Genomic DNA, 26,038 nt, shown 5'->3' with positions numbered 1-26,038 from the left:
GACTGTGGCAGTGGTTGGCTGACGCTTCGGAGCGTAAATGGAAAACTTGGAGCGGGCACGTAACAAGCTCATTGTGGCGCTCGATGTTCCGACGGTCGAGGAGGCCGAGAACTTAATCGGCCGGCTCGGTGACGACGTCTCAGTCTATAAGATCGGTCTGGAACTGGTGATGGCTGGCGGCCTGGAATTGGCCCGCCGGCTGATCAGAGAAGGGAAGCAAGTCTTCCTTGATATGAAGTTCCTGGACATTGGCCATACGGTTGAACGTGCGGTGGCCAATGCCGCCGAATTGGGTGTGACGTATCTCACAATTCACGGGCATGATCGCAAGACGCTCGACGCGGCTGTGGTCGGGCGGGGAAGCAGCGGGATGAAGCTGCTTGCGGTTACGGTTCTGACAAATCTCACTGCTGCGGATCTCGAAATTCAGGGCAATCGGCTTTCTCCTGCAGACCTTGTTTTGCATCGTGCGCAGTTGGCACGTGCGTGCGGGGTCGATGGTATCGTTGCCTCGGGGCAAGAGGCGGACATGGTGCGCCGAGAGGTCGGTTCTGATTTTCTGATCGTGACGCCGGGTATCCGTTTACCTGGTAGCGCATTGGACGATCAGCAACGGGTGATGACTCCGGACAGCGCTGTCGCTGCAGGGGCCGATCTGATTGTGGTGGGGCGGCCTATTACGCGGGCGGATGATCCAGCTGATGCGGCGCGGGCTTTCGTTGCGCATATCGCTGCGGCCCTTGAGCGTCGAAGTGCGACCTAAGACTCTGCAAGTTTATAAGCCAACCAAGGAAACAAAACGAAATGCCGAAGGGATATGTGATCGCCCACGCCGTTGTCACCGATGCTGATGCTTGGGGGCAGTACGTGGCGAAGTCGAAAATTGCACTGGACAAGTTCGGCGGCACACCGATCGTTCGTGGCGGACGATGCGAAATCGTCGAGGGAAATGGCGTAGCTCGTAACGTCGTTCTAGAATTTCCCAGCTATGACCACGCATTGGGTTATGCCAAGTCGCCGGAATACGCAGAGGCCAAAGCTTTGCGTGAGGGTGCCGGTACTATCGACATTACCGTTGTCGAAGGTGTCTGACGCTCTTCTTGTATCCGGCGAAGGCCTGTAAGGCGTCAACGTCATGCCACACATGCCAACGAGCGATGGTAGGCCTGCTTGGCGGGCACAAATTCTTACGTTGTTTCCGGAGATGTTTCCGGGGCCGCTCGGCTATTCTTTGACCGGGCAGGCGCTGGACGCGGGAATCTGGTCGCTACAATGCGTCGCGCTGCGCCAGTTCGGCATCGGTCGTCACCTTGCGGTGGATGACCGTCCGGCTGGTGGCGGTGCCGGGATGGTTATGCGCGCGGACGTTCTAGCGGCCGCTATCGATGAGGCGCGGCGTCAAGCGCCAGATCTCCCCGGCATCGTGCTTTCGCCGCGCGGTGAACCTCTTCGTCAGGAGACTGCGCGAGAATTGGCGGCCGGGCCGGGGGTCATGCTGCTGGCTGGGCGTTTCGAAGGCATCGATCAGAGGGTAATCGAGGGGCGCCATTTGCGTGAGATTTCGATTGGAGATTTCGTGCTTTCAGGCGGGGAGTTGGCGGCAATGGTGCTGATGGATGCGTGCGTGCGTCTGTTGCCGGGTGTGCTTGGCGCACCTGACAGCCTTGTCCACGAAAGCTTTGAAACGGGGCTTTTAGAGTATCCACAGTATACGAAGCCCCGGGAGTGGGAGGGGCGGGCTATTCCTGAGGTGCTGGTTTCGGGCGATCATGGGAAGGTGGACGCCTGGCGCCGCCGGGCAGCTGAGGCCCTGACCCGAGAACGGCGACCTGATCTCCTTAAGAGCCTGTCGATGGCCAAAGTAGACCCAGAAAAGAACGGTTAAGCCGTTGGCTATCAAAAAACCGGGCGAGGGCATCGACAAAGCCCTACTTTTCGGCTATGATGCCGCATTCAATTCCCTTAAATGGGCCGCAAGAGCCGTGTCCGTCCTCGATTTCCAAGGACAGACAGTGATGCTCCTCTGCTATGATGACAATCAAGGATCGCAAAAAATGAACATCATTCAAGAGCTCGAGCAGGAGCAGATCCGCGCTATTTCAGCCAAACGTGGCGTACCGGAGTTCGGCCCTGGCGATACCGTTAAAGTCACCGTGCGCGTGCTTGAGGGTAAGAACGAACGTTTGCAGGCCTATGAGGGTGTTGTCATCGCCCGCTCAGGCGGTGGGCTGAATGAAAGCTTCACTGTTCGTAAGATTTCCTACGGCGAAGGTGTTGAGCGTGTATTTCCGATCTACTCGCCGTTCATCACTGAGATCGAAGTTATCCGGCGCGGTAAAGTTCGGCGCGCGAAGCTCTACTATCTGCGCGGACGCCGCGGACGTTCGGCCCGTATTGTGGAGCGTACGGACGCACGCGCACGTCGCCTGAACGCTGCTTGGAAGGGCTTCAAGAAGCAAAAAGGTCAGCCTGATGATCTGACGCAGATCCAGGGGATCGATGAAGAAATGGTGCTGCGTCTGAAACAGCTGAACTGCGTTCAGCTTGAGCAGATCGCCAACTTCTCGGACGACGATATTGCGAACGTGGAAGACTTCCTGAAGATGGAAGGACGCATCGAGAAGGAAGACTGGGTTGGTCAGGCGCAGAAGCTTATTGCTGCTGCAGCGGTCGAAGAAGTACCAGCTTCGGATGCAGAAGGCGAAGCGCAGTAAAGCGCTTACCTCTATGGGATACAAAAAGGCCCGGGCTTTCTGCCCGGGCCTTTTTCTTTTTGTTCTGCTTGTCCCTGGACCCTACGGGAGATTTCCAACCCGTTTTGCCAGGATCAGTTCGTCAGCACTTTGAATTCAATGCGCCGGTTAAGTGCGCGATTGGCGCGGGATGTATTGGGGACGAGCGGGCGCGATTCACCCAGCCCTGCGGTTTCCAACGCTTCGGCGTTAAGGCCGGCTTCCGTCAGAAATTCGGCGACGCTTTGCGCGCGCGCTTCCGATAGGGCCTGATTCATTGCGGCGTCGCCAAGCGAATCCGTGTGACCTTCAATGCGAATCCGGAGACCGGCGCACTCGCGGGCAGTGGTAACCAGCTGCTTGAGGTCACGGTTGCTTTCGGAGGTCAGTTTGGCGCTTCCGGTGGCGAACTGAATGGAGCTGGCTTCCGTGATCTGACGTAGCGCTTCTGTACACGTCAGAGCATCAGAGCGAACATTCCGGGCCAGCGAGATGGCCGCGACTTGCGTGTGGGCCAACATGTTCCAGCGGGCACGGCGCGCAAGGTAGGCGTCGAGCGTGACCACCGGCAACGAAACATCAGCTTCGGAGCTTGTGATCGATGGTGATGAACCCCACGAGGCCCGGTCATTCAAAAGGTCGGTCAGAGCAGCGTTGACCGTGTTTGAATCGAGTTGGGCCAATACGGGCGCTGGGCGCTCGTCCGCGGGGTGAATGATGGGCGGCGTCACAGGACCTGCTTCAGGAAGAGCCGTGATCTTCGGCAGGCGCCGATTTGCGCCGGCGGCTAGCTTTACCCGAACTTTTTTGGGTTCGGAGCCCTCTCCCCATGCGGTGCGGCGGGCAAGGAACCGATCGAGATCGGTGGCTTCCCGAGCAACGCTGAGGGTCGGTTCGGTGCCGTATGAGGCCCGTTCGCTCAGCAATGCCGTCAGCGATGTCTTGACCTCGTTGACTGGTATCGCCGTCAATACCGGTGCCGGGCGATCCTCAGCAGGGTGAATGATTGGGGCCGGACCGCTCGTATCGACAGAGCGGCTCGGGATAACCGGCAAACGCCGTTTTGCGCCGGCAGCCAGCTTCACACGGATCTTCTTGGGTTCCGGTCCGACGCCCCAGCGATCACGGCGTGCGAGATAGGCACCGAGGTCTCCGGCGACGCGCGCTTCGGCGACAACGGGTTTCGATCCCCAGGATGCGCGCTCAGCCAGGAGCTTTTCTAAAGCGCCGTTTGTTTGGCTGGCGGGAATATCGGTGAGCTCTGGAGGGCGCTGTTCGTCGGCATGATGAATGATAGGTCTCGCTGCTTCGACTTGCGGAGAGATCTTCTCGATGCGGAGACGCGACGGGGCACCGGCTGCCAATTTGACACGGATTGGCTTTGGCTTCGGACCCTCGCCCCAGCTGTCCCGACGCTTCAAATAAGCTTTGAGATCTCCTGCAAAGACGGCATGGCCGAGTGCTGGCTCGCTGCCCCAGGCTTCACGGGTGGCAAGCAATTCTCGTAGCGCTTTGCGAATGCGCAGCTGCGGAACCTCGGTCAAGTGTGGCACCGGCCGCTCTTCTGCAGAATGGATGACCGGCGAACCGGAATTGGTTACGGGGGCCGTCGCCAATCTGGGGAGTGTGCGGCTCGCACCAGCCGCCAAGGGGGCAGCAATGCGCTTCGGCTCTGGTCCGGGGCCCCAGCTTTCTCGTTTCGCCAAGTATTCGGCGAGTACACTGGCATTATCCATCGGCACAGCCTCGGGACTTGCGCCCCAGCTGTCACGGCGTGCCAGATATTCTTTCAGGTCCGTGGGCTCGCTGGACTGAGCAGATGCGTTCCAGGCGTCGCGACGGGCCAGGTAATCGTCTAATGCGTTCCGGGTATCGACGACAATGATAGCATCCTGCTGGCCGGAGTTTTCATTCCAGGCAGCGCGTGTATTCAAAAGGTTCGCCAGCGCCCTTTCGATAACGTTCTGGGACGGCGTGGCGTTATGGTGGGGAGCTGCTTCGGCCGCAAGCGGGCCGGCGCTCAAACAAATGAATCCAATAGCAGCGACGTTGCGCAACATAACTTGGGTCCTCCGTCATGGGCACACATGTTATGACAGGGTTTACCTTAACTTTCAGTAGCCATTTGCTTGTCTATGAGACTGAATCGGCGGTTTTTTTCGTCAACAAACTAATAACGAGGGGTCCGAATACCGAGCCCCTCCATTAGAGGTTGAGATTGAAGCTTTTCCTCGACTCAGCGAACCGAAAATTCGATACGCCGATTCTTTGCGCGATTTTCAGGGCTGGAATTCGGTACTAGTGGCCGACTTTCGCCGAACCCGATGGCTTCAATACGGCTGGAAACCACGCCGCCTTTCACAAGATAGTTAAGGACCGCCATCGCGCGTTGTTCCGAAAGCTTTTGATTCGTGCTTTCGGAGCCGCGGTCGTCTGTGTGGCCTTCCACGTGGATTGTCGTGTTACGGCAATTCTTTGCTCGTTGTGAAAGCTCGTCGAGAGTTGAGAAGCTTTCGGCATCGAGAATGGCGCTGTTGGTGCGGAACAATATCGTTCCCTTGCCAACGGTGTTGCGCAGCTCCGTTTCGCAGGCGTCCGCTTCGGCGGAGCGTGCGGCAACCTGCTGACCTGCGGAGCCAGGCGCGGTGCCCCAGCTCTCCCGTTCGGAAAGAAGCTCCGAGAGGGCTTTGTCGACATCCGCGCGAGGTATTTCGGTCATCTGCGCTGGAGGGGTCTTTTCGGCGGCGTGCACGAGAACGGATTGGTCGCTGCTGTCCGATGCAGGACTTGCCGTTGCGGTTGCTGTTGCGGGAAGTGGTGAGACTGCACCCGCGGCGAGGGGAGCTTTCACGGGTTTGACCGGGTTGCCAGGCCCCCAGGAGTCGCGACGGGCCAAGTATCCGGCGAGGGTATCGGGCTCAGCCTCTTCTGCCGAGGCCAGTTCAGATTTTGGTGTCGCGGCAACTTTAGGTGAAGGTTCAGTTCCCCAGCTTTCCCGTTCGGCCAGGAGATCAGTGAGAGCCTTACTAATATCAGCTTGAGATACTTCGGCCGTTTGCTGAAGTTTTGGCTCATTGGCGTTTAGAGGTTGAGCGGCTTTCTCAGCAGGACCCTTGCCCCAGCTATCCCGCTCGGCGAGGTAGCCGGCCAAGCTCCCGACGGTGGCTGTACTGATCGGCGAGGCTGTTGCGCCACTCCAGCTTTCGCGTTGAGCGAGAAGGGCAGCCAGATTCTCTTCAATGATAGATTGAGGGACTTCGGTGATCTTAAGCGGAGGGCGCTCCTCGGCGGGATGCACGATCGGAGGCGTGGCGTCTGCTGCAGGTGCGGCCGTTGTGGCACTCTTGAGTGGTATGGATGCTCCGGCTGCCAATCGAACATTCTTTGGCGTCAGCGAACTTTCTCTGCCTTTGCCCCAGCTTTCGCGTCGTTTGATATATTGCTCGAGAGTTTCTATCTTATCGGCGTCGCCTGAAGTTGCTGGCGTGGAGGTTTCGGAGCTGGAACTACCTATCGCAGATGGTACCGTCGTTCCGGTGGCAGCGGTATCGATTGTTCTAAGCTCTCGACCATGCAGTACTTGCAATTCGAGGCATTGAGAGAGAGACCGATAGCTTACGTAGGGCTCTTTAACTTCGCCGAGGCACGCATTCCGGTAATCATCGGGTAGCAGGCCCCAGCCCCCAAGGATTGCGTGCTTGGCTTGGAATTCGAAAAGTTGACATTGGCCGGCTGCGTTTTCGCTGGCGCAAATGGTGGCGATATTCCAGTTTGGAAGTTCAACCGCCTGCGCTGACGTGGCGTAAAGGAGTACCACTCCAGAAGCCAACTTGGAGACTCTCGACATCACGCACCTCCCCAGGTGTTAAGCAAGCTTAATCACGCCCCAACTTTTTGTGGGCAAGGTTTTTTGTTAGACGTTCCCTATATCAAAGAAACAGCAACCTTACAGAACACGCAATGTCTAATCTCGATACCCGACGCACCCAGAAGAACGATAATCAGATAAAGCGCTACAGCGCCGAAGACTTTGAAGGGATGCGCCGGGCGGGACAGCTCGCAGCAGCGGCGCTCGATATGCTCACCCCGCACGTTAAACCGGGCGTGACCACCGAGGCGCTGGACGAGATGGTTTTGCAGTTTGCGCTCGACAATGACGCGATACCGGCACCTCTCAACTATCGCGGCTTTCCCAAATCGATCTGTACGTCGATCAATCATGTGGTTTGCCATGGAATTCCGGGGCCGAAGCCGCTGAAGGAAGGCGATATCATCAATATCGATGTGACGTTGATCGTCGATGGTTGGTATGGCGATACGAGCCGTATGTATGCCGTCGGAGCAATATCGCGGCGGGCTGAACGTCTGATCGAGGTGACGTATGAATCGCTGTGGCGCGGTATCAACGCAGTGAAGCCGGGCCACACGACGGGACATATCGGTGAGGCGATCCAGACCTATGCCGAAGGTGAGCGGTGCAGCGTGGTCCGCGATTTCTGTGGTCACGGTTTGGGGCGGCAGTTCCACGAGCGGCCGAACATTCTGCATTATGGCGAGGCGGGTGAAGGCCCTGTACTTGAGCCGGGCATGCTCTTCACCATCGAACCGATGATCAATCTCGGGCGGGCGAATGTGAAGGTTCTAAATGACGGCTGGACTGCCGTGACCCGAGACCGGGAATTGTCTGCTCAGTTCGAGCACACCATCGGTGTGACCCAAGATGGATGCGAGGTCTTTACGCGGTCGCCCGGTGGATATGATTGCCCGCCTTATGTCACCGCAGGCTAGCATCACGCCTTAAACGCAGCCTTCCGCCTCTTCAGCGGCAGTACGGTGCCCATGACCGATCGACGTAAGGCCGAACGGCCAGAAGCACCCGAGACGGCTTCAGCGCAGGATGGCGGACAGGGGGCTTTTTTCGAATCTTCGACCCCGTCGCACGTTGGCCACCGCAGCAGGCTGCGGGAACGCTTCCGCAAAGGTGGGCCCGAGGCGTTGCCCGATTACGAATTGCTCGAACTGGTTCTGTTCCGTGCCATTCCGCGGCGGGATACCAAGGAGCTGGCAAAGCGGCTGATCGCGCATTTCGGTTCGTTCGCGGAGGTGCTCAACGCGCCGGAGCACCGTCTGAAAGAAGTGAAGGACGTGGGCGATTCTGTTGTAACCGAGTTCAAGCTCATTCGGGCAGCGGCGGTCCGGTTGGTGAAATCGGAGATCGTTGAGCGTCCTGTTTTGTCTTCGTGGAGCCAGGTTCTCGATTACGTTAAAGCCGCGCAGGCTTACGGACACCGTGAACAGTTCCGTATCCTGTTCCTAGATAAGAAGAACCGCTTATTGGGGGATGAAGTCCAGGGGGAAGGAACGGTCGACCATACACCTGTCTATGTGCGGGAGGTCGTAAAGCGCGCTCTTGAGCTATCCGCTACAGCGCTGATACTGGTCCACAATCACCCGTCGGGAGACCCCACGCCGTCGCGCGCGGATATTGACATGACGCGGCTGATACAACAGGCGGCGCGTCCCTTGGGGGTTAGTGTTCACGATCATATTATCGTTGGGCGGGAGGGGCATACGAGCCTGCGCGGGCTAAAGCTGATTTAGTCTGGCTTGTTCTGCCGTGCACTGACTGCTCCACAACCGGGCCTCTGACGTAGATCACTGGCTATCGCATGACGGAACGTTTCGCCTTATATGAGGAAGCGTTTTTGAGGGGTCGAGATATGCCCGGCGAATTCGGAATTTCGGGTTCGTCCAATGGAAAGGAACACCAATGGCAGCAACACGGCACGTAAAGGTCTTGATTCTGGGTTCTGGGCCGGCCGGCTATACCGCAGCCATTTACGCCTCGCGCGCGATGCTGAAGCCGCTCGTTCTCCAGGGCATTCAACCCGGCGGACAATTGACCATTACGACGGATGTCGAGAACTATCCGGGTTTTGCTGAGCCGATCCAGGGGCCATGGCTGATGGAGCAGTTGCAGGCCCAGGCAGAGAACGTCGGAACTGAAATTGTGATGGATCATGTGAATTCCGTAGATCTCAGCAAGCGGCCGTTCCGGCTCGTCTGTGAATCGGAAGATATCTACACATGTGACGTGTTGATTATTGCCACTGGTGCTCAGGCGCGCTGGCTCGGTATTCCTTCCGAAGAGAAATTCAAAGGCTACGGCGTTTCGGCATGCGCCACCTGCGATGGCTTTTTCTATCGTGACAAAGAGGTGGTCGTGATTGGTGGTGGCAACACGGCTGTCGAAGAGGCGATATTCCTGACTAATTTCGCAAAGCGGGTGACGGTAGTGCATCGCCGCGACTCCTTCCGCGCCGAAAAGATTTTGCAGGATCGATTGTTCAAAAATCCAAAGGTCGAGGTCGTATGGGACAGCGCGCTGGAGGAGATAATCGGAACGGAAGAGCCGAAATCGGTGACCGGTGTCCGTCTCAAGAACGTTAAGACGGGTGCGATCGTGGAGCGACCTGCGGATGGTGTGTTCGTTGCCATCGGGCATGCGCCTGCGACGGAGATGTTCAAAGGACAGCTCGAGATGAAGGGCTCAGGTTATTTGATCACGAAGCCAGATTCGACGGCGACCTCGATCCCCGGCGTTTTCGCTGCTGGCGATGTTACGGATGATATCTTCCGGCAGGCCGTGACCGCTGCTGGGATGGGGTGCATGGCCGCTCTTGAGGCTGAGCGCTACCTCGCAGGTCTCGAGGTGGCTGCTGAGGCTGCGGAATAGGCGTTCGTTGAAACGAAGCAGCAGCCCGTTTTGCGTCTGCTCTTACTTGGACAGGCTTGAGCATGGACTGGGATAAGCTGCGCATTTTCCACGCTGCCGCCGAAGCGGGAAGCTTTACTCACGCCAGCGAGGCGCTGCAAATGAGCCAGTCGGCGGTAAGCCGGCAGGTCTCATCGCTGGAAAAGGACCTCGGCATCCCGCTGTTTCACCGGCACGCACGCGGGCTGGTGCTTACGGAACAGGGGGAGCTGCTCTACACGACCGTTGCGGAAGTGATGAACAAGCTGCAAACGGCGGAGGCGCAGCTTTCCGAGACGACGACAAAGCCGGCTGGCGAGTTGCGGATCACCGCACCTGTTGGGTTTGGAACCGTATGGGTTACCCAGAGGATAAGGGAATTCCTTGAGCTTTATCCGGAGATAAATATCGAGCTCATTTTGAATGATGAGCAGATGGATATTGCGATGCGCGAGGCCGATGTGGGCTTGTTTGTGCAGGAGCCTGGGCATGTTGAGCTCATCCGGCGCCCGCTTTTTTCAATGACGGTGCGGGCCTACGCCTCAGTGCAGTACATACGGAAATTTGGGGCGCCGCAAAACCTCGCCGGACTGGGAAAGCACCGGATCGTTTCTTACAGCGGTCCACCTGCTCAGCACCTCAGCGCGATTGCCTGGATTGAAACCGTGGGGTTGACGGGTAAAGAGGTTCGCCATCCGCACTTCCGGGTCAATAGCATTATGGCTATGAAGTACGCCATTCGCACCGGCGTCGGGATCGGTATGCTGCCTGACTATCTCGTGGAAGGTGAAACGGATCTCGTGCCAATTCTGACGGAGATAGATCCGCCAAAGTTGCCGGTCTATTTCGTTTATGCGGAAGAGATGAAGGGTTCGAAGCGCGTTCAGGTTTTTCGCGATTTTCTGGTCGGGAAGGCGCGTCAGTGGCGGCATTGACACCGCTTCTTCCATGGGCCGTTTCGAAAAGGATTGATCAAGTTTAAAATTTTGGAGATTTTACTGGACTTGAGCTCGCGTACATGGCCTTGATCCGCCTGCGCGCGAGTCATCGCGTCACTTTAGCCAACCGGCGTCGCGTGCGGTTTCTTGCCACCACCTCATTCGATACTGGAAGGCTACGACGTTTGCCTCAATGCGCCGGGTCGAGGTTTATTCGATCCGGCATTTTTCTTGCCCTGAGGCGTGTCGGCTGGAATAGCCTATTTGATGCGACGTTCGCAGCGTTTGCGCGCGGCGTTGCCAATCGCTATCTAGTGTGCTGCAAAGAACAAAGTGCCCCGCAAAGATTGGCGATCCTTCGGTGGCGCGACATTTCATATCCGAAAAGAAAGAACGGCAAACCGTTATGGCAAAGACGCTGTACGACAAGATTTTCGATGACCACATTGTAGACCGGCAAGAAGATGGCACGTGCCTGCTCTATATCGATCGTCATCTCGTGCACGAAGTAACGAGCCCGCAGGCGTTTGAAGGCCTGCGTATGAGCGGCCGTAAGGTCCGCGCTCCGGAGAAGACGCTTGCCGTCGTTGATCATAACGTGCCGACTTCTGAGCGTACGAACGGGATCGATGATCCTGAGAGCCGGCTGCAGGTTGAAACTCTAGCGAAGAACGCGGCTGACTTCGGCGTCGAGTACTACAATGAACTCGATATGCGTCAGGGCATTGTTCACGTTGTCGGACCGGAGCAGGGTTTTACGCTTCCTGGTACAACTATTGTTTGCGGTGACAGCCACACGTCCACCCACGGTGCTTTCGGAGCGTTGGCCCACGGCATCGGCACGAGCGAGGTGGAGCATGTTCTGGCGACGCAAACGCTGATCCAGAAGAAGGCCAAGAACATGCGGGTGCTGGTCGACGGCAAGCTGCCCGAGGGTGTGACGGCCAAGGACATCATCCTGGCGATCATCGGTGAGATCGGAACGGCCGGCGGTACGGGCCACGTCATTGAGTATGCCGGTGAGGCGATCCGTGCGCTTTCGATGGAAGGCCGGATGACTGTCTGCAACATGTCAATCGAGGGCGGTGCGCGCGCTGGCATGATCGCGCCGGATCAGGCAACCTTTGATTTTATCAAGGGCCGTCCCAAGGCACCAAAGGGTGCCGCCTGGGATATGGCTATGAAATATTGGGAAACGCTCACGACGGACGAGGGCGCGCATTTCGATACCGAAGTGAAGCTCGATGCCGCGTCGCTTCCGCCGATCATCACCTGGGGTACGTCTCCCGAGGATGTCGTGTCGGTATCCGGCGTCGTTCCTGATCCCAACGCCGTCGCGGATCCCAATAAGAAGGGTTCCATGGAGCGGGCCTTGTCTTACATGGGGCTGACGTCTGGTACGAAGATGACGGATATTCCGCTCGACGTCGTGTGGATCGGATCATGCACCAATGGACGTATCGAGGATCTGCGCGCTGTTGCGAAGATCGTCGAGGGGCGCAAGGTTTCGGAACGTCTGGACTATGCGATGATTGTTCCGGGATCAGGTCTTGTGAAGGCGCAGGCCGAAGCAGAAGGCTTGGATAAGATCTTTGTCGATGCTGGATTCCAGTGGCGCGAACCGGGTTGCTCGATGTGCCTGGGTATGAATCCGGATCAACTTAAGCCAGAACAGCGGTGTGCTTCGACGTCAAACCGTAACTTCGAAGGCCGCCAGGGCTATAAGGGCCGTACGCATCTTGTTTCGCCGGTTATGGCGGCCGCGGCGGCGCTCGAAGGCCATTTCGTCGATATCCGGTCTTGGGCACATTAATCCTGAGAGGACCGGAGATGGATTGATCGGCAAGGCCGCGCGGAATTCGATACGCGCGGCCTTGTTGTTTTTCGGGCTGCTATTTACGCGCGCTGCCCTTAGTTGGCCCCTCTCGTAGAGGAAAAGGCCTCATCCAAATGCGGAGGTTCGCCAATGTCTCAAACGCTTGTTCAGCAGCAGTTCGGACCGAGCGCAAAGCATTATGCAGAGTGTGAAGTGCATCGCTCGGGAGCCAGTCTCAACCGTGTTGTTGAACTCGTCGGTCCGCACCGTAATTGGCGAGTGTTGGACGTGGCGACGGGTGCCGGGCATACGGCAGCGATTTTCGCACCTCACGTCGCTGAGGTTGTCGCCAGCGATATTACGGACGAGATGCTTGGGCAGACGGAAGCGTTGGCGCGAGAGAAGGGCCTCGGCAATTTACGGACGGCGAAAGCCGAAGCCGGAGAGCTGCCGTTTGATGCGGCGTCGTTCGACCTCGTAACATGCCGGTTGGCCGCGCATCATTTTCCCGACATTGCTCAATTCGTCGCCGCGGCACGCCGTGTGCTCAAGCCGGGCGGCCGCATTGCCGTGGTCGACAACGTTACGCCAGATGCGGAACGGCTTGCAGGTCTGACCGACGACCAAATCAGAGAAGCTGGTGTCGCCTACAATGCGTTTGAGAAACTGCGCGATCCCAGCCATGCCAGAGCGCTCTCCGTTGATGAGTGGGTTGGGATCTTGGACAAGGCTGGTTTTACCGTGTTAGCGCGGGAACAGATTGGCAAGGAGATGGGTTTCCAGCCGTGGGTAGACCGCATGCGCTGTGGGCCTCAGACGGTCGCAGAGTTAGAGCAATTGCTATGTGCGACGTCGCCGCTCTCGACGTTTCTGATGCCGCGTGAGATCGATGGGGATCTGCACTTTACGCTACAGGAATTCATCGTCGTGGCTGAGCTTAGCGATTAAGGGGCTTTATGTTGTTAGAAAATCGCAACGACTGACGCCTTATCAATCTAAACGGTATTTCTTGCCCCGCGTGGTTCGGAATCCGTGGGTCTTTGAAGTCCAGGGGTTGAAGACCGGGCTATTTCGGGCAAGGGTTGGATGTGCAGTCATCTCGCAACTGTCGGAGCGGGGATTTTAATGGGGCTTGGAAAAACGGCTGGTTGGATCGCGGTTGCCACTGCCACGTTCCTTTTTGCGGCGGCTGGCGCTAAGGCAGATGGCCCGCCGACACCGGAAGAGTACGTTTCGCACGTTGGCGGAACTGCCAGGATTCTGTCCCCGGGTGAGTTCAAGCTTGACGGCCAGACGCAGTGGTGCGGCCGCCGGCCCGTCGTGGTCGATCCGCAGTTGGATGACTACGGTGCGGCCTATCCGGGCTTTCTCATCATGAACCCGCGGTTGCTCGACAAGGTTTCCATCTCGGTGAAGCAGTGGATCTTTGCACACGAGTGCGGGCATCAGTTTCGCGGCCCAGATGAAGAGACCGCTGATTGTTTTGCGGTCCAACGCGGACGCCGCCAAGGTTGGTTGACCCCTGCCGGTTTGGATGAGGTTTGTACGTTCATTGCGCCGGCGAAGGGCGACATGATGCATTTGTCCGGCTCGCATCGCTGCGAGTACATGCGCAAATGTTACGCCGACCCTAAGGTCCATTAACGTTCATCTCGGCGTCGGGGCAGGAATCTTAGCGTCTGGTTTGTCCCCGCCCCCGCCCACAATTTTAGGATTTGTGGGAAGCGGCGAGGTGATGGGTGACGGCTTACGCAAACAAAATCCTGAATTTGGCGCTGGTTTTGCACCAATGGTTGGGCGATCTCGCCGGGCTAGAACCGGAACGTCGCGCCCGTGTCGCTGATTATGCCGAGGCAATTGCCGAGACGTTGAACCGCGCAGGAGATGCCTTGGCTCGGTTTGAGCGTCGGCGCGGCGATCGATCTGCTCGGCGTCAGGTCATTCGGGAATTCGGGCGGATGCGCGGATATGTCGAGACAATCGTCGACGTTCTGCAGCATCGGCTTGACGGACGTAAGCTGGCTGGCGTTAAAAGGCGTTTGGAAACCATCTGCGCCAGTGAATTGCGGGATTCTGAGGCTTTCGCGGTCAATTCCTTCCGAATCGACCGACTGGCTGATGCTGAAGGCTATTTCCGCGCTTTAGCCGATGGACTACGCGCCTAACGCGATGCATGGCCGTAGGCCAGAACGAGGATTGAATGGATAAGTTCACGACTTTGACCGGTATTGCTGCTCCCTTGCCGCTGCGCAATATCGATACCGACATGATCATTCCCAAGCAGTTTCTTAAGACGATCAAGCGCACCGGGCTTGGTAAGTCGCTGTTTTATGAAATGCGCTATGGGCAAGGTGGCTCGGAAAATCCGGATTTCGTTCTCAACAAGCCTGCATACCGGAGTGCGCAGATCCTCGTTACGGGCGACAACTTCGGTTGCGGTTCGTCGCGCGAGCATGCCCCGTGGGCACTGTTGGACTTCGGTATCCGGTGCGTTATCGCTCCAGATTTCGCGGACATTTTTTATAACAACTGCTTCCAGAACGGGATCTTGCCGATCAAGCTGCCGCAGTCTGAGCTCGACAAGCTCATGGACGATGCATCGCGTGGAGCCAATGCGACGATTACCGTCGATTTGGAAGCCCAGGAAATTCGCGGACCGGATGGCGGTGTGATCCGCTTTGAAATCGACCCGTTCCGCAAGCATTGTCTACTCAACGGTCTCGATAATATTGGGCTCACGCTCGAAAAGGCGGATAAGATCGATTCCTTCGAGTCGCAGATGTCGCAGTCGCGTCCTTGGGCGTGACGCGCAATTAACATTGCCGTTGGCCCGTGCATTTGCCGTTTGCACCTTCGTGGCTACATATGGGGCCATACGCGTAACGCTGCAGGTGATTGATCTATGGTGCTCGTCGTCGACGCGCTTGACCCCAAGGACAAGGCGTCCGTAACCAGACCGGAACCGTTGCCTAGCCTCGCCGGGGCTGGGCGCGGTGAGCTGTGTGCGGCGCTGACGTCGGTTGGGGTGCCGGACAAGCAACTTCGGATGCGGGTCAATCAGCTCTGGAGTTGGATGTACGTACGCGGTGTTCCTTCGTTCGACGCTATGACGGATGTTTCGAAGGATCTGCGCGCGCGGCTGGCTGAACGCTACTCTCTCGACCGTCCGGAGATTGTTAGCGAACAGGTCTCGCAGGACGGCACACGCAAATGGCTTCTCCGTTTGCGGCGCAGTGGTACGGAAGTGGCGGCTCCAGAAATCGAAACCGTTTACATCCCAGAGTCCGATCGCGGTACGTTGTGTATTTCTAGCCAGGTAGGCTGCACGTTGACGTGTACCTTCTGTCATACAGGTACGCAGCGCTTGGTGCGCAATCTGAGCGCGGATGAGATTGTCGCTCAAATTCTAGTGGCGCGCGATAGGATCGGGGATTGGCCGGATGCCGTTGCTCCGGACGATGGGCGGTTGCTACCCTCCACAGAGCGCAAGATCACAAATATCGTGCTTATGGGCATGGGGGAGCCGCTCTACAATTTCGATAACGTCAAAGCGGCTATGGCCATTGCGTCTGATGGTGAAGGACTTTCCGTTTCGAAGCGCCGCATTACGCTCTCGACTTCTGGGGTCGTGCCGGAGATCGCGCGTTGGGGCGGCGAAGCGCAGACAATGCTGGCGATTTCTCTGCACGCAGTGCGCGACGACCTGAGGAACGAACTGGTTCCGATCAACAAAAAATACCCCATCAGCGAATTGCTCGATGCGTGCCGAAGCTATCCTGGTCTGTCCAACGCCCGGCGCATCACGTTCGAATATGTCATGCTGAAGGGCGTGAACGACAGCCTCGCCGATGCCAAAGCCCTGGTGCAGCTGCTCAAGGGCATTCCGGCGAAGATTAATCTTATTCCGTTTAATCCGTGGCCCGGGTCACAATATGAATGCTCGGATTGGGAGCAGATCGAGCGGTTTGCCGAGGTCGTCAACAAGGCGGGATACGCCAGTCCTGTGCGGACGCCGCGCGGACGGGACATTTTCGCAGCTTGTGGTCAGCTGAAATCTGAAAGTCTCAAGATCAGGGCTTCCGCGCGGGGGGGCTCTGTAACCCAATCCGGCACGGCCGGCTCCGGACAGGGAGCTTGACGGGGACGTGGGGCGCGCACTTGGGCGATTGCTGGTTGTACCCTTGTCGTTTCTCATCGCAGCGATGGTGACGATGGCCGTGCTGTTTACGCTAGGGCTAGAGCGCGTGACGCACGTGATGCACCGTTACGGCGATGTCGAGAACCCTGATGTCCTCTTTGGCCTGATGGAAGACGGCATCCTACTGGTCGCGGGAGCCACGATCATTCCGGCGCTTGCCGTTGTCGTGATCGGTGAGGTGGCCCGCATCAGGTCGGTGATTTACTACGTGGTCGGGGGCGGAATCGCGCTGGTCTCCATCCCGTTGTTCTCCGGATTTGCGTCAGGCTTTGGCGCGGCTGACGTCACCTTATGGCAGGTGTTCGCGACCGCAGGTTTTGCCGGGGGATTTGTTTATTGGCTGCTGGCCGGTCGATGGACCTGAAGCCATCTGCTCAATTTTGCGTCCTGCGCCTTTTGGCGTAGGGTCTTCCGCTACGGGTCCAAGAGTTATTTTGCCAGGCAGATTATGATCGCGTCGTTCTTGCGCATTCTATTGGGGTTTGTATTCGCCTGTCTGGCGGCAGCGATGACGAAGGTCGCTTTCGTTATAACGCCGGCCGACATTTTGGCTTTGGGTCCTGACGCTCAATTGGAGCGGCTCGCGCGTGCTGGTGCGTTAATCCTCGCAGTTGCCACTCAATCGGCGATATTTGCGCTCCCCTTCGCGGCGATTGCAATCGGTCTCGCCCATTGGCTCCGTATCCGTGGGTGGCCGTACTATGGTTTTGCTGGTCTGCTTATTTCTCTTTTGGGTTTTGCCGCTTTGTATGCGTCCGAGCCGTCAGGCATCCCGACGATTGCCAATGCGTATGCTGTTGCCGCCTACCTCTTTGCCGGAGTGATCGGTGGTTATGTTTATTGGGTGATTGCCGGCCGTGTTGCGGGACGGCGATCTCCTCCTCCTAAGCCCGATTTTGTGGCGCGCCGAGGCGAAGCTAGGGACGGAAACGGTGAGGGACGGGACGCGACCGGCGAGTCCGCACCTCAGGACGAGCGTTTGGCGCAGGTCAAACTGAATGCTCGGGTCAATGGTACCGGGTCTGCGCCTAGGAGCGGCAGGCAGCTACAAGCCTAAAGCGTGTATGCCGGAAGATCGGCCTCATTTGAGCTCTTGCTGCATTAAAATTCAGCTTCCGCGTCAAGTTCGCCTTGTTGCACTGCAAAAATTGAAGTACTTTTGGTGCGGCACTATTTCGCGATCGGCAAAAATACTCGCCAGGGCGAAGGCAGCCAGATTTATCCGTCGCCTTATTCCGCAGAGGAAAGTTTGATCGCCATGTTTGATGCACAGGCTCAAACCCGCATTAACAAGTGCTGCAGCGATGCGGCCTTTGGCTATCTGACAGCGACGGGGGCTGCTTATGCTGCTTTTGCGGAACAGGCAGCTGGCTATTGGACGGAAATGCTGAAGGCGGCTGTGCCTGCCCCGGCTCCGGAAAAGCCGAAGTCGTGGTATGTGCCGCCGCCTGAGGTTTCATCATCGACAAGCCGCGCGTCGACACCCGCTGGGCCATGGGCCTGCATGATGCCTTGGATGGGGGCCAGTCAGATGTCGGCAATGCCCGGTTCCGCGAATGACAGTCTTTTGGGGTTTCCGACGTGGATGTGGGGGCCCTTCGCTCCATGGGTGGCAATGTCTGATCCGCGCACGGCCATGGCTTGGCCGATGGCCTGCGGAATGATGGCTATAGGTGTTCCACAAACTGTGGCTTGGCCGACGGCGCAGGCCAATGTCGCGGCTATGGATGCGCTGAATACCGCGGCCAAGTCCGTTGAGTCGGCGGTGGTGAGCTACCGCTCGAGCGGTGGTCATGCCGTGGCTCGTATCGTCAACTCGGCTCCTGTTGCTGCGCCATTTGCTTTGCTGTTCTTGATAGCTCCGCTCTCTGCTGAGGGCTTAACGATGCTCTCCGACCTGGGGCGCGTGGGCTTCTGGTAAGGCATAGCGGCCGACGGGTCGGTACGAATCTCTCTTTGACGCAGCCAAATATCTTGGTGTCCCGCTTGTCGGCGTTCGCGCGATGCCTATAGTGCGGCGCGCGATGCGTCATGCGTCGCATGCTTTCATACACGCAGCACTGATGGACGGTGCGCGGTTCAGCGACGGGAAGACACATGGCCTCGGGCAATTCAAACGGCAGCGACAAGGCACAGGCAGGCAAGATCAAAAAGGTCGTGCTCGCTTATTCCGGTGGCCTTGACACCTCAATCATCCTCAAGTGGCTGCAGGAAACGTATGGCGCCGAGGTTGTTACCTTCACTGCTGATCTGGGACAGGGTGAAGAGCTGGAGCCCGCTCGCCGCAAGGCTGAACTGCTGGGCATTAAACCTGAGAACATCTTCATTGAGGATCTGCGCGAGGAATTCGTCGCGGATTATGTTTTCCCGATGCTGCGGGCCAACGCACTCTACGAGGGTATTTACCTGCTTGGAACGTCGATCGCGCGGCCGCTCATCTCCAAGAAGCAGATCGAAATTGCCCGGGCGACTGGGGCTGATGCTGTCTGTCACGGCGCAACCGGGAAGGGCAACGATCAGGTTCGGTTCGAACTTGGCTATTACGCGCTGGAGCCATCTATCCGCATTGTCGCGCCATGGCGGGAGTGGGATTTCAATTCCCGCGAAGACCTGATTGCGTTTGCGGAGAAGCATCAGATCCCCGTGGCGAAGGACAAGCGCGGAGAAGCTCCGTTCTCTGTCGACGCGAACCTTTTGCACTCGTCATCGGAAGGCAAGGTACTCGAAGACCCCAACGTCGAGCCACCAGACTATGTCTACCAGCGGACAATCGCGCCGGAGGATGCACCCGATAAACCGACCGTCATCACGATCGGATTTGCCAAGGGCGATGCCGCTTCCATCAATGGTGAGAAGCTTTCGCCGGCAACGATTTTGGCGCGGTTGAACGATCTCGGCCGCGATAACGGCATTGGGCGCGTCGATCTTGTCGAGAACCGGTTTGTGGGCATCAAATCGCGCGGTGTTTATGAAACGCCGGGTGGAACGATCCTGCTCGCGGCGCATCGGGCAATTGAAAGCCTGACGCTGGATCGCGGCGCAGCGCACTTAAAAGACGAGTTGATGCCGCGTTACGCTGAACTCATTTACAACGGCTTCTGGTTTTCACCCGAGCGGGAGATGCTGCAGGCTCTGATCGACAAGAGCCAAGAGCATGTCGAGGGTGAAGTGAGGCTGAAACTCTACAAGGGCAACGTGATCGTCATTGGACGCAGCAGTCCGCAATCGCTTTATTCGGAAACGCTGGTTACGTTCGAGGACGATAAAGGCGCTTATGATCAGAAGGATGCGGAAGGGTTCATCCGTCTGCAGGCGCTGAGATTGAGGACGCTGGGTTTGCGCAATCGTGGTGGGGCGTAAGACGCCTGTCCGGGGCTAGGCACAAGGCGTCGTCGCTCGAAGGAGTGTGATGCCCGTGCCGCGAGCCGCCCGATGACCCGGACCAGTCTCAATAAGAAGCTGTGGCTGGTTTACGTTTCGATACTCCTAGTGATCGGAGTGTCCTTTCTCGCGACGTTTGCCGATCTCGTTCCGGGGCTTCCTCCAGCATTTCTCGCCGCAGCCGGTAAGATCTACAAGCTCGTGAGTGATATGGCGCTTCTGATCGCCACGTTGGCTGCTGCCTATCTGGCCAACGTCTTTCAGAAGCGCGCCAGCTTCGTCACCGCATTGGAAGACGAATGGCGCAGCATTGTTCGGACGAAGTCGGCGTTGTTCACCTTCTGCGAAAAGCAGAACCCTTCGGCGGATGATTACATCGAGGCTTACTGCCGGGTGTCAGAAGTCATCGATACGATGCGGGTCGTTTATAAGAACGCCGGCGAGACGGATGATCTGATCGGGCTTTATCCTTACGCACCGCTCCACGATATGCGCCGTGCGCTACAATCGGTCGATCCACGCAAGCGTTCCAATATTACTGCAGAAGAGCGCAAACTCGCTGGCGATGCGATCATGCAGTCCTTTTTTGCGCTCCGCGAAAATTTCCTCGAAGAGCTGGATCTGGAAGAGCCGCGCCATCCTTTGCTAATCGCTGCCGGACGCCGCCTAAAACGGCCCGGCGCACGAAGTTATGCTCGCAAACGGCAAAATCGGCAAAGGCGACAACAGGACCGAGATGCGTCTCAGCGGCCGGATATCGATGCCTTCTTGTGGGGGCTTTACGCAGACGAGAACGGTGGTGCGGACAGCCAGGAGAGGTCCCGTGAAAGCGTTCCTCCGACCGTCGCCCGATGACACCGTCAATCGTGACGCGGGCGCTGGAGCTGGACAGGGTTCGAAGTTGTCTTAGTTGATCTGGCGCGTTCTCATTGCCATATAAGCGTCTCTCGTCGCCGCGTCACGAAACCTAGAGCCCCCTTTGCTGAAGCGGAGCAAAGGCGTGGTTAAGACCAACCGTGGCGGCAAATTGCTGAGATTGAGCTTTGGATCGCTCCGGGAGGTTGTGCGGCAAGCCGCTGGCGGTTCAGCCTGCAATATGCTACGTCCCGGCGACAAAATGGTGCGCTGCAAAATTGGGCGGCACCGTATCAATACATTATCCGATGTCGGAGTTTTCATGGAATTGCGAAACATTGCCATCATCGCTCACGTCGATCATGGCAAAACAACCCTCGTGGACGAACTGCTGAAACAGTCAGGTGTGTTCCGAGAAAATCAGCAGGTCGCCGAGCGGGCGATGGATTCTAACGATATTGAGCGCGAGCGCGGCATCACTATTCTTGCCAAGTGCACATCGGTGGTTTGGAAGGACACGCGGATCAACATTATCGATACGCCCGGCCACGCTGATTTCGGTGGTGAGGTTGAGCGTATTCTCAACATGGTTGATGGTGCCATCGTTCTTGTCGACGCTTCAGAAGGTCCTTTGCCTCAAACGAAATTCGTCGTGTCGAAAGCCCTGAAACAAGGGCTGCGGCCGATCGTTGCGATCAACAAGATCGACCGGCCGGACGAGCGTCATCAGGACGTTCTGAACGACATCTTTGATCTGTTCGCTAATTGTGACGCGAATGACGAACAGCTCGATTTTCCGGTTCTCTACGGTTCGGGCCGTAACGGCTGGATGGCTGAAGATCCGGCTGGGCCGCAGGAAAGTCTCGCGCCTCTGTTCGACTTGGTCCTGCGTCATGTGCCGCCCCCGAAGGTTGACACTGGTCCGACGCGGATGCTTGCCACAACGCTTACGGCTGATCCGTTTCTTGGCCGTATTCTGACGGGGCGCATTACGTCCGGGAGTATCAAGCCTAACCAGGCTCTCAAAGCGTTGCATCACGACGGCTCGTTGGTCGAGAATTTCCGGGTGTCGAAAGTGTTAGCCTTCCGCGGCCTTGAGATGACGTCGGTCGATCTGGCCGAGGCTGGTGATATCGTCGCGATTGCTGGGATGAGTGAAGCGACGGTTGCGGACACGCTTTGTGATCCAGAGGTTTCGGAGCCGCTAGCCGCTCAGCCAATCGATCCACCGACTCTCTCGATGCTGTTTCGCATCAACGACGGGCCATTCGCTGGTCAAGAAGGCGATAAGGTTCAGAGCCGCGTCATTCGCGATCGGTTGTTGAAGGAGGCAGAACGCAACATCGCCATTCGGATCACCGAAACGGCTGAGAAGGACTCTTTCGATGTTGCGGGGCGCGGAGAATTACAGCTCGCTATTCTGATCGAGAATATGCGGCGTGAGGGGTTTGAGCTTACGGTGTCGCGGCCGCGTGTTGTCTACAAGAGAGATGAGACAACGGGGCAGCGGCTTGAGCCCATCGAAGAGGTGATTATTGACGTCGATGAGGAACACTCCGGCGTCGTTGTTCAGAAGCTTTCCGAGCGTAAGGGCGAGTTGATTGAGATGCGCCCTTCCGGCGGCGGACGCACACGCATGGTACTTTATGTGCCTACGCGTGGTCTTCTTGGCTATCAGTCCGAGTTGCTTACTGATACGCGCGGTACGGCGGTGATGAACCGAATCTTCCACGAATACGCACCTTATAAGGGTGAGATCTCCGGGCGTCGTACAGGGGTTCTGATCTCAAATGGCAATGGCGAGGCTACGGCCTATTCGCTGTTCAACCTGCAGGATCGCGGGCCATCGATGATCGGACCGCAGACGCGCGTGTACGAAGGGATGATCGTCGGGGAACACACCCGCGACAATGACCTTATCGTCAATGTCATTCAGGGTAAGAAGCTGACCAACGTCCGAGCTTCCGGCAAGGACGATGCGCTGATTCTGACACCGCCGATGCGTTTGTCGCTTGAAAAGGCAATGAGCTACATCATGGACGATGAGCTTGTTGAGGTGACGCCGGAAAACATCAGGTTGCGCAAGCGCTGGCTTGACCCCAACGAACGCAAGAAGCAAGAGCGCAAGAAGGAAGCCGAGGCTGCTGACGCCAACGTCGCTTAAGCGACGTTGGCGCGTCCAACGCAACGACCTCGGCTGGACCTAATTTGCGGTGGTGTCTAACGCATAGGCCAGGCGCAACCCGCCCCAGTGCTTTCCATTGACGTAGATTGGCGACGACAGATCGACCATGGCGGCGAAGTGACCACCACCCATGTCGCGCTGATAGGTCTGAACAAGGCAAGGCTTCTGGTTGCGTCCTGCACCCAAACCTACGCGATCGTTGAAGAAGCGGCGGTTGCGGCTTCGTGCAGCGTTTTCGACGGGATCATCGCCCTGCGGCCGCGAGAACTTTGAATTGTGTGTCGGCAGGTAGCCGTTCTCGTCGATCGCGGCACAGAAGACGCAACGCGGATCGAAACTCAAGGCGCGATCGAAGATTGGCTGCAAGGTGTGGTCGAAGAAATCCAGATAGCGGGTGCGAAACTGCTCCGGGTTGGTGCCGGCGATGGCTTGGTAGCTGCGATCGAAGACCGTGCTGTGATCGAGGGTGCCAGAGTTGACAGCCTGGCTGAGGATTTCCGAGATTTGTGCCGCAACTCGCTGCGTTTCGGTGGCGAAGCGTGAGTCCGCGGTTTCGATACCGCAATCGATGGTGGTCTCAACCAAGGCTTCGGTCGAGATCTGTAGATCCGTCATTCGCTGCTTCGTGCGTACAAGGTTCTGTCCGGTCTTCTCGAAAACAGTGGCCAGCCCATCAATGGTTCCAGCTAAAGCAGCTCCGCGTGTGTCGATGGCGGTTGCCGCTTTCAAGATTCCGGAAGTTTCGTCGACAACTTGTTTCACGCTGGCTTCGACGCCATCGAGTGTGCTGCCAATCACGGACGACGCCGATCTTGTGGTCTCCGCGAGCTTTGAGCTGTTCTCTCCCTGACGCAGCAGTTGCTGGGACTTGCCTTCCAGGTCCGCAACGGTGCCCGCGATGGCTTTTGTGGCGCTCGCTGTCTGGCCTGCGAGCGTTTTCACTTCATTGGCCACTACAGCGAAGCCACGACCAGCTTCCCCGGCTCGTGCGGCTTCGATCGTTGCATTCAGTGCGAGCATGTTGGTTTGACGCGCGATGACTTCGATGCCTTGGGCGGCTCGCGCCACTTCGGTGAGGGCTTCGCGTAGCGAGGCGATCAAAGTCTGCCCCTCTGACACGGTCGTCGCTAGCGCTTCCATGCTGGAGATGGAAGCGCGGACCTGTTGGACAGACTGCGCTATGTTCTCTCTGGCTTGGTCAGCTACGGCCAGGCATTCCTGCGCGCTGGCCGCGATCAGAGAGTTCTCGCCCTGCAACTCCTTCATTTCACAACGCACTTCGTTCAGCAGCACATCCTGCTCGGTCATGTGCTTTGAGAGTTCCTCGATGTTGCATGATACGTGTGCGAGTCGATGAGCTGTCGTCGTGGCGTCCTGAGCAAAGCGATTCAGGAGCGCGTCAGTATTCTTGACCTCCGATGTTGTTGATGAGGATGGAACGAGTTGGGATGTATCTGATTGCAATTGCAGCATGGCTAATATCGCTTCCAAATTAAAATATAAATGCCCGTGCGGGGGTATTCTCTGTTACCTAGCTTGCATGAAGCTAAGCACTCATCTGTTGACAGTCCGGGGGGTGATTTTGACAATTGCCCGTGCACGTCCCAAGCGGAAGAAAGCTCTCGGTGGCGCCTATTTGGCGCTGCTTGCGCCGTTGATTTGCGGGATGTTTGTGTGCGTTGTCCACTCGCCGCGCGAGATCGCTGTTGTGAAGCCAATACCCTTGAAGCAGGCCCTATGACCAACGCCGTCGCCGTCTGGCCGGCCGGGTTGACTCCGACCGAAGAACACCAAGCGGCGCTTGACTACGCGCGGCATGGCGAGGGGCATCTGTTTGTTACGGGGCGCGCCGGTACAGGGAAATCGACCCTTCTTCAAAGCCTAAGGGACATGGTCGAGGGGGAAATGGTCGTGCTGGCGCCAACGGGGCTTGCCGCCGTGAACGTGGGTGGGCAGACGATCCATTCGTTTTTCGGTTTGCCGCCACGTCTGATCCGCACAGAAGACATTCGCAGGAGCCGCAATGGCCGCGTGATGCGACGCCTAAAGCTCGTCATCATCGACGAAGTTTCCATGGTCCGTTCCGATCTTATGGCAGCGATGGACCAATCTCTGCGCATCAATCGTGGTCGTCCGCGCGAACCCTTTGGCGGGTGCCGCCTTCTTATGTTTGGTGATTTACATCAGCTGCCCCCGGTCGTTCAGGAGGCAGAGGTTGCTGAGCATCTCGAGTCGAATTTTGGCGGTCCGTTCTTTTTCTCGGTGCCATCGCTACGGGAGGGTGCGGGTACAGCGCTTATTGAGCTCGCGCAGGTGTTCCGGCAGCGGGATGAAGCGCTTATTCGCGTGCTCAACCGCGTGCGCGACGGTGAGGCGGATGAGGATGATCTTAATGAGCTCAACGAGCGCGTTATGCCGATCCGGACGCTGAGCGAGGGTGATCCTTATGTGATCCTTACGCCGACTAATGCCGCGGCTCAGCGCATCAACATGGCCTATCTCGATGCGCTCCCCTCCCAGTCTCGTTGCTACGATGCGAATATTACGGGCGAGTTTAATCAGAACGCGCATCCGACCGACACTCGGCTTATTTTGAAGGTTGGCGCCAAGGTCATCTTGTTGCGCAACGATGCCGATCGTCGCTGGGTGAATGGTACCGTGGCGCGTATTTCGCGCTTGGAAGAACGCCAGGTGTGGGTCGAGATCGAGGGCAAGGAATACGAGATCGAGCCCGTGGCGTGGGAAGCGCGTCGGTATGCCTACGATCAGACGCAGGACAAGACTGTCGAAACGGTTTCGGGCACCTTCACCCAATTTCCCGTCCGTTTGGCCTGGGCACTGACGATCCATAAATCGCAGGGTCTCACGCTAGATCGCGTTTATATCGATCTCGGACGGGGAACCTTTGCCCACGGTCAAGCATACGTCGCATTGTCACGCTGTCGGACATTGGAAGGGCTCGCGTTAGCGCGTCCGCTCCGGCCAGGGGATATTCTCTTTGACCGTTCTGCTATGGGTTATCGCGATCTTTTCGATAACCTTGCCTGATCGCGGTTTTAACTTTTTGAATTACCTGTAGGATTTGTGAGCATATGCACAATCTCTATAGGACTTGCAATTGGTCGCAGATGCACCAAAATGCTTGGGAGCGGCTTAAACGCTTATGTCTGAGCATGGTG

Annotated in this window: 24 protein-coding genes; 21 read left to right on the top strand and 3 right to left on the bottom strand. The window is 57.4% G+C overall.

Annotated features, from left to right (window positions below):
* The first annotated feature begins 37 nt into the window (after positions 1 to 37).
* The 4 genes from pyrF (at position 38) to rplS (ending at position 2,714) form a co-directional block, all read left to right on the top strand.
* Positions 38 to 763 carry an orotidine-5'-phosphate decarboxylase gene (gene pyrF, locus BLS30_RS16755; RefSeq protein WP_046476932.1) on the top strand — a complete coding sequence of 242 codons (726 nt, stop codon included), beginning with the start codon at positions 38 to 40 and terminating at the stop codon, positions 761 to 763.
* A gap of 41 nt (positions 764 to 804) precedes the next feature.
* Positions 805 to 1,092: a DUF1330 domain-containing protein gene (locus tag BLS30_RS16750; RefSeq protein WP_046476930.1), complete on the top strand. Its 288-nt coding sequence runs from the start codon at positions 805 to 807 to the stop codon at positions 1,090 to 1,092.
* A 43-nt stretch (positions 1,093 to 1,135) separates the two neighbouring features.
* Positions 1,136 to 1,885: a tRNA (guanosine(37)-N1)-methyltransferase TrmD gene (gene trmD / locus BLS30_RS16745; protein WP_046476928.1), complete on the top strand. Its 750-nt coding sequence runs from the start codon at positions 1,136 to 1,138 to the stop codon at positions 1,883 to 1,885.
* A gap of 169 nt (positions 1,886 to 2,054) precedes the next feature.
* Positions 2,055 to 2,714: a 50S ribosomal protein L19 gene (rplS, locus tag BLS30_RS18445; protein ID WP_046479944.1), complete on the top strand. Its 660-nt coding sequence runs from the start codon at positions 2,055 to 2,057 to the stop codon at positions 2,712 to 2,714.
* Between the two features lie 113 nt (positions 2,715 to 2,827).
* Here the strand turns inward: rplS and BLS30_RS16735 are convergent, their stop codons facing one another.
* Positions 2,828 to 4,792: an OmpA family protein gene (locus BLS30_RS16735; protein ID WP_090230531.1), complete on the bottom strand. Its 1,965-nt coding sequence runs from the start codon at positions 4,790 to 4,792 to the stop codon at positions 2,828 to 2,830.
* Between the two features lie 176 nt (positions 4,793 to 4,968).
* On the bottom strand, positions 4,969 to 6,579 hold the full coding sequence (locus BLS30_RS16730) for an OmpA family protein (protein WP_090230529.1): 1,611 nt from the start codon (positions 6,577 to 6,579) through the stop codon (positions 4,969 to 4,971).
* A gap of 113 nt (positions 6,580 to 6,692) precedes the next feature.
* Here BLS30_RS16730 and map point away from each other — a divergent pair, with 113 nt between their 5' ends.
* The 16 genes from map to typA all read left to right on the top strand — a co-directional run bounded on the left by map (position 6,693) and on the right by typA (position 22,838).
* On the top strand, positions 6,693 to 7,520 hold the full coding sequence (map, locus tag BLS30_RS16725) for a type I methionyl aminopeptidase (RefSeq protein WP_090230526.1): 828 nt from the start codon (positions 6,693 to 6,695) through the stop codon (positions 7,518 to 7,520).
* Between the two features lie 51 nt (positions 7,521 to 7,571).
* A complete protein-coding gene (gene radC / locus BLS30_RS16720; RefSeq protein ID WP_046476923.1) occupies positions 7,572 to 8,333 on the top strand; it encodes a RadC family protein in 762 nt (253 codons plus the stop codon).
* A gap of 169 nt (positions 8,334 to 8,502) precedes the next feature.
* Positions 8,503 to 9,468 carry a thioredoxin-disulfide reductase gene (trxB, locus tag BLS30_RS16715; RefSeq protein ID WP_046476921.1) on the top strand — a complete coding sequence of 322 codons (966 nt, stop codon included), beginning with the start codon at positions 8,503 to 8,505 and terminating at the stop codon, positions 9,466 to 9,468.
* Positions 9,469 to 9,530: 62 nt separating this feature from the next.
* On the top strand, positions 9,531 to 10,421 hold the full coding sequence (locus tag BLS30_RS16710; protein WP_046476919.1) for a LysR family transcriptional regulator: 891 nt from the start codon (positions 9,531 to 9,533) through the stop codon (positions 10,419 to 10,421).
* A gap of 409 nt (positions 10,422 to 10,830) precedes the next feature.
* Positions 10,831 to 12,237, top strand: a complete 1,407-nt coding sequence (gene leuC / locus BLS30_RS16705; RefSeq protein ID WP_046479941.1) for a 3-isopropylmalate dehydratase large subunit — start codon at positions 10,831 to 10,833, stop codon at positions 12,235 to 12,237.
* A gap of 153 nt (positions 12,238 to 12,390) precedes the next feature.
* Complete coding sequence (locus BLS30_RS16700; protein WP_046476917.1) at positions 12,391 to 13,188, top strand: class I SAM-dependent methyltransferase; 798 nt, start codon at positions 12,391 to 12,393, stop codon at positions 13,186 to 13,188.
* Between the two features lie 177 nt (positions 13,189 to 13,365).
* Entirely contained in the window at positions 13,366 to 13,884 is a 519-nt protein-coding gene (locus BLS30_RS16695; protein ID WP_090230524.1) for a hypothetical protein, read from the top strand.
* Between the two features lie 95 nt (positions 13,885 to 13,979).
* Positions 13,980 to 14,405: a hypothetical protein gene (locus BLS30_RS16690; protein WP_046476914.1), complete on the top strand. Its 426-nt coding sequence runs from the start codon at positions 13,980 to 13,982 to the stop codon at positions 14,403 to 14,405.
* A gap of 35 nt (positions 14,406 to 14,440) precedes the next feature.
* Positions 14,441 to 15,046 (top strand): 3-isopropylmalate dehydratase small subunit, encoded by a 606-nt coding sequence (leuD, locus tag BLS30_RS16685; protein WP_090230522.1) that lies wholly within the window; start codon positions 14,441 to 14,443, stop codon positions 15,044 to 15,046.
* Positions 15,047 to 15,142: 96 nt separating this feature from the next.
* Complete coding sequence (gene rlmN, locus BLS30_RS16680; protein ID WP_090230519.1) at positions 15,143 to 16,378, top strand: dual-specificity RNA methyltransferase RlmN; 1,236 nt, start codon at positions 15,143 to 15,145, stop codon at positions 16,376 to 16,378.
* Positions 16,379 to 16,385: 7 nt separating this feature from the next.
* The gene (locus BLS30_RS16675; protein ID WP_090230516.1) at positions 16,386 to 16,802 is read left to right on the top strand and encodes a hypothetical protein; all 417 of its coding nucleotides are present in this window, start codon (positions 16,386 to 16,388) and stop codon (positions 16,800 to 16,802) included.
* 144 nt (positions 16,803 to 16,946) lie between these two features.
* The gene (locus BLS30_RS16670; RefSeq protein WP_139165390.1) at positions 16,947 to 17,495 is read left to right on the top strand and encodes a hypothetical protein; all 549 of its coding nucleotides are present in this window, start codon (positions 16,947 to 16,949) and stop codon (positions 17,493 to 17,495) included.
* A 105-nt stretch (positions 17,496 to 17,600) separates the two neighbouring features.
* A complete protein-coding gene (locus tag BLS30_RS16665; protein ID WP_090230510.1) occupies positions 17,601 to 18,359 on the top strand; it encodes a hypothetical protein in 759 nt (252 codons plus the stop codon).
* Positions 18,360 to 18,535: 176 nt separating this feature from the next.
* Positions 18,536 to 19,798 carry an argininosuccinate synthase gene (locus BLS30_RS16660; RefSeq protein WP_090230507.1) on the top strand — a complete coding sequence of 421 codons (1,263 nt, stop codon included), beginning with the start codon at positions 18,536 to 18,538 and terminating at the stop codon, positions 19,796 to 19,798.
* A gap of 72 nt (positions 19,799 to 19,870) precedes the next feature.
* Positions 19,871 to 20,674, top strand: coding sequence for a hypothetical protein (locus BLS30_RS16655; RefSeq protein WP_046476903.1), 804 nt, complete (start codon positions 19,871 to 19,873; stop codon positions 20,672 to 20,674).
* Positions 20,675 to 20,996: 322 nt separating this feature from the next.
* Positions 20,997 to 22,838 (top strand): translational GTPase TypA, encoded by a 1,842-nt coding sequence (gene typA / locus BLS30_RS16650; RefSeq protein WP_046479938.1) that lies wholly within the window; start codon positions 20,997 to 20,999, stop codon positions 22,836 to 22,838.
* 39 nt (positions 22,839 to 22,877) lie between these two features.
* Here the strand turns inward: typA and BLS30_RS16645 are convergent, their stop codons facing one another.
* Positions 22,878 to 24,332: a methyl-accepting chemotaxis protein gene (locus BLS30_RS16645; RefSeq protein WP_090230505.1), complete on the bottom strand. Its 1,455-nt coding sequence runs from the start codon at positions 24,330 to 24,332 to the stop codon at positions 22,878 to 22,880.
* 264 nt (positions 24,333 to 24,596) lie between these two features.
* Here BLS30_RS16645 and BLS30_RS16640 point away from each other — a divergent pair, with 264 nt between their 5' ends.
* The gene (locus BLS30_RS16640; protein ID WP_090230502.1) at positions 24,597 to 25,907 is read left to right on the top strand and encodes an ATP-dependent DNA helicase; all 1,311 of its coding nucleotides are present in this window, start codon (positions 24,597 to 24,599) and stop codon (positions 25,905 to 25,907) included.
* The last annotated feature ends 131 nt before the right edge of the window (positions 25,908 to 26,038 follow it).

It is taken from the genome of Filomicrobium insigne (genome assembly GCF_900104305.1).
Taxonomy (GTDB): Bacteria; Pseudomonadota; Alphaproteobacteria; order Rhizobiales; family Hyphomicrobiaceae; genus Filomicrobium; species Filomicrobium insigne.
This window is presented reverse-complemented; position numbering and strand designations above follow the sequence as displayed.

Bases quoted from the DNA above. Each gene is read 5' to 3' on its own strand.
- BLS30_RS16640 (WP_090230502.1), top strand. From the start codon at position 24,597: ATGACCAACGCCGTCGCCGTCTGGCCGGCCGGGTTGACTCCGACCGAA.
- trmD (WP_046476928.1), top strand. From the start codon at position 1,136: ATGCCACACATGCCAACGAGCGATGGTAGGCCTGCTTGGCGGGCACAA.
- map (WP_090230526.1), top strand. From the start codon at position 6,693: ATGTCTAATCTCGATACCCGACGCACCCAGAAGAACGATAATCAGATA.
- BLS30_RS16655 (WP_046476903.1), top strand. From the start codon at position 19,871: ATGACCCGGACCAGTCTCAATAAGAAGCTGTGGCTGGTTTACGTTTCG.
- BLS30_RS16735 (WP_090230531.1), bottom strand. From the start codon at position 4,792: ATGTTGCGCAACGTCGCTGCTATTGGATTCATTTGTTTGAGCGCCGGC.
- BLS30_RS16670 (WP_139165390.1), top strand. From the start codon at position 16,947: ATGACGAAGGTCGCTTTCGTTATAACGCCGGCCGACATTTTGGCTTTG.
- typA (WP_046479938.1), top strand. From the start codon at position 20,997: ATGGAATTGCGAAACATTGCCATCATCGCTCACGTCGATCATGGCAAA.
- BLS30_RS16710 (WP_046476919.1), top strand. From the start codon at position 9,531: ATGGACTGGGATAAGCTGCGCATTTTCCACGCTGCCGCCGAAGCGGGA.
- leuC (WP_046479941.1), top strand. From the start codon at position 10,831: ATGGCAAAGACGCTGTACGACAAGATTTTCGATGACCACATTGTAGAC.
- radC (WP_046476923.1), top strand. From the start codon at position 7,572: ATGACCGATCGACGTAAGGCCGAACGGCCAGAAGCACCCGAGACGGCT.
- BLS30_RS16700 (WP_046476917.1), top strand. From the start codon at position 12,391: ATGTCTCAAACGCTTGTTCAGCAGCAGTTCGGACCGAGCGCAAAGCAT.
- rlmN (WP_090230519.1), top strand. From the start codon at position 15,143: ATGGTGCTCGTCGTCGACGCGCTTGACCCCAAGGACAAGGCGTCCGTA.
- trxB (WP_046476921.1), top strand. From the start codon at position 8,503: ATGGCAGCAACACGGCACGTAAAGGTCTTGATTCTGGGTTCTGGGCCG.
- BLS30_RS16695 (WP_090230524.1), top strand. From the start codon at position 13,366: ATGGGGCTTGGAAAAACGGCTGGTTGGATCGCGGTTGCCACTGCCACG.
- pyrF (WP_046476932.1), top strand. From the start codon at position 38: ATGGAAAACTTGGAGCGGGCACGTAACAAGCTCATTGTGGCGCTCGAT.
- BLS30_RS16660 (WP_090230507.1), top strand. From the start codon at position 18,536: ATGGCCTCGGGCAATTCAAACGGCAGCGACAAGGCACAGGCAGGCAAG.
- BLS30_RS16750 (WP_046476930.1), top strand. From the start codon at position 805: ATGCCGAAGGGATATGTGATCGCCCACGCCGTTGTCACCGATGCTGAT.
- BLS30_RS16730 (WP_090230529.1), bottom strand. From the start codon at position 6,579: ATGTCGAGAGTCTCCAAGTTGGCTTCTGGAGTGGTACTCCTTTACGCC.
- rplS (WP_046479944.1), top strand. From the start codon at position 2,055: ATGAACATCATTCAAGAGCTCGAGCAGGAGCAGATCCGCGCTATTTCA.
- leuD (WP_090230522.1), top strand. From the start codon at position 14,441: ATGGATAAGTTCACGACTTTGACCGGTATTGCTGCTCCCTTGCCGCTG.
- BLS30_RS16645 (WP_090230505.1), bottom strand. From the start codon at position 24,332: ATGCTGCAATTGCAATCAGATACATCCCAACTCGTTCCATCCTCATCA.